Below are 2593 nucleotides of genomic sequence, written 5' to 3' on the forward strand. Positions count from 1 at the left end.
GGAAGATGGCACCGGCGGCCTCGGCCACATGGAAGCGGCGCGTGGCCTGGGCGCCTTCGAGCTTGCAGCCCGGGCTGCCCGGCACGCGGGTGACGGTGCCATCGCAGCGCACTTCCACGCCGTGGTATGGGCAGGCGATGCGGTCGCCCAGGATCACGCCCAGCGACAGCGGCGCGCCGCTGTGCGGGCAGTGGTCTTCCAGCGCGTGGACCTTGCCGGCCTGGTCGCGCCAGAGCGCGATCTTGTAGCCCAGGCGGCGCAGCGAGACCGGGCTTTCCTTGACGAAGCTGGACGGGCAGACCGGGTACCAGAGGTCTTTGAGACCCACTTCGAGGACGGCATCGGTGGGGTCGAGCTGGACGTTGACAACGGCGGTGTTCATCGGTGTTCTCCTGTCGCGGTGATCGGTGGGCGCTCAGGCGCCCAGGCGGGCCATTTCCTGGCAGTAGCTCTGCTCGGTCCAGGGCTGGCCGTTGGGGCCGGCCGGGCCGGCGCTGTTGAGGTAGGACACCAGGCCGGTCAGGTCGTGGATGCCTTGTGCGAAGGCCCGTTCGATCGAGTCGCCGAGCAGGCTTTCGTAAGCCGTGGGCGGTGCGGTGCGGGTCTGGTGGGTTTCGTTGTAGAGCTCCGGGGTGCGCATGGTGTGTCTCCGTGGGGCGGTGAGGACAGCCTTGTTTCAGGCCTTGGGTTTGTCGGTCATGAAGCGGCCGCTGGGCGCTTCGGCGTTCATCTGGCGGCGGGTGTTCCCGTCGATGCCGCCCCTGATGGCCCATTCGGCGAACACCGTGGGGCCAGGCGTGAAGTCGCGCGGCTGCCAGTCGGCGGTCAGCTCGTCTTCGTCGGTGTAGTACTCCACCAGTGCGCCCGCGGGGTTCTCGAAGTACCAGAACAGGGCCGACGAGATCGGGTGGCGGCCCGGGCCCAGCTCGGTCTTCCAGCCCTGGCGCGACATGTGCATGCCGCCACCGATGACCTCGTGCAGGTCGCGCACGGTGAAAGCCACGTGGTTCAGGCCCTTGCGCGGCTCGGGTGGCTGCAGCAGGAACAGGTCGTGGTGACCGCCCTCGGGCGCGCAGCGCAGGAAGGACCCGCGACCCGGGTAGCGGTCGGACACCACAAAGCCCAGCACCTGCTCGTAGAACGTGGTGGTGGTCGCAAGGTCGGTGACAAAGAACACCACATGGCCCACCTCCACCGGCGTGGCGCGGTCATAGGCCGGGGCGGGCTGGTTGATGCGTTTGCGCTCGGTCCAGGTGTTGGTCTGCGCGGCGGTCAACTGCACCGGGCGCTTGTGCGTGACCTGCACCCGCACCGCCAGGCCGTTCGGGTCGGTGCAACCGATCCGCTGCCCGTCGTCAAGATAGCCAGGCTGGGCCTTCATGTGTTGGCGGACCGCTTCCAGCGCCGTCGCATCGGCCACGCACCAGACCACCTCGCGCAGGGTCGGGTCAGGCTCAACGCCCGCCGCCAAGCCGGGCTTGTCGCTGTGCGCCACCACCACCTGGCAGCCATTGAGCGATTCGAAGACCAATTGCTGCGCGTCTTCGCTGATCAGCGTGAGGCCCCAGTCGGCAAAAAAGCGGCGGCAGGTCGGCAGGTCCTGCGCACCGAAGGTGATCTGGTCAATGCCCTGGATGCTCATGGGTACTTGTCCTTGTATGGAGTCAGCGCTGGATGCTGGCCAGCGGATGGTCGGGCGGGTAGGTCGGCGTGGCGGGTTTGGGATTGCCCACGATCACGCACATCAGCGCTTCTTCGTCGCCGATGTTGATCACGCCACGGTAGACGCCGACCGGCCAGGAGATCAGATCGCGCTCGCCGGCTTCCATCTCCCAGGTGTCACCGTTGAACTCAGCGATCAGCTTGACCCGACCGCGCAGCACGAAGAACACCTCTTCCACATCGGTGTGGATGTGCAGCGGCCCTTCGGCACCGGCCGGCAGGATCATGGTCGAGAAGGTGAAATGCTCGGCCGGCACGGTGTTCTCGTCGCTGGCCACGCCGGTGGCGCCAGTGCCCACGTAGCGCATCTGCGCCCGGCGGTACTTGGGATCAAGATCGGCCTGGAACTTCAGCGCATCCCAGTCGTAGCGACGCGTTGCACGGGTGGCCACGCGGGTAAGCATCCACTGGTGCAGGTTCATTCCGGCCGGTAGCTGGTATCGGGTCGGTGCGGAGGTCGTTTCGGTGTTCATGAGCGTCTCGTTTGTTTCATTACCGAAATATTGTTTCTTTTGAGAAACGAACGAATCGTAGGGTCAAAGACCGGATGACGTCAACCAATGCCTGACTGAAATGCTGAACAAATAGGACCGGCTACCACAGGCGTCACCGTCAGCGGGCGCTGCGGACCAGAACGGCCGGAAACAACAAGCGCGCAATGCGCAAAGAGTCTGACTTGACCACCCCCGGTCCTGCCTTCTCTAAATGACCCTGAGCCCCAACGGGGGGTTTCAGCATGCATTCGAATGGTTAGGGAAGGTCTGCACAACACCCGCTGCAGTGTGAGTTGATGCACTCGATTTCGGATGGCGGAGATTTCAGGCTTTGAAGGTCGGTTTGGAGGCTGATTTCGCCCCGTTCCGCGGCCCTC

Annotated in this window: 4 protein-coding genes; all 4 read right to left on the reverse strand. The window is 65.1% G+C overall.

The window, feature by feature from the left end:
- On the reverse strand, positions 1-382 hold a 382-nt coding region (locus ACR2JA_RS14595), incomplete at its 3' end, for a Rieske 2Fe-2S domain-containing protein (RefSeq protein ID WP_434009805.1).
- Positions 383-415: 33 nt separating this feature from the next.
- Positions 416-640 (reverse strand): recombinase-like helix-turn-helix domain-containing protein, encoded by a 225-nt coding sequence (locus ACR2JA_RS14600; protein WP_434009806.1) that lies wholly within the window; start codon positions 638-640, stop codon positions 416-418.
- 36 nt (positions 641-676) lie between these two features.
- The gene (locus ACR2JA_RS14605; RefSeq protein ID WP_434009807.1) at positions 677-1642 is read right to left on the reverse strand and encodes a VOC family protein; all 966 of its coding nucleotides are present in this window, start codon (positions 1640-1642) and stop codon (positions 677-679) included.
- A 22-nt stretch (positions 1643-1664) separates the two neighbouring features.
- On the reverse strand, positions 1665-2144 hold the full coding sequence (locus ACR2JA_RS14610) for a cupin domain-containing protein (RefSeq protein WP_434009808.1): 480 nt from the start codon (positions 2142-2144) through the stop codon (positions 1665-1667).
- Positions 2145-2593: the final 449 nt, after the last annotated feature.

The organism is Hydrogenophaga sp. (assembly GCF_051007235.1).
Taxonomy (GTDB): domain Bacteria; phylum Pseudomonadota; class Gammaproteobacteria; order Burkholderiales; family Burkholderiaceae_C; genus Hydrogenophaga.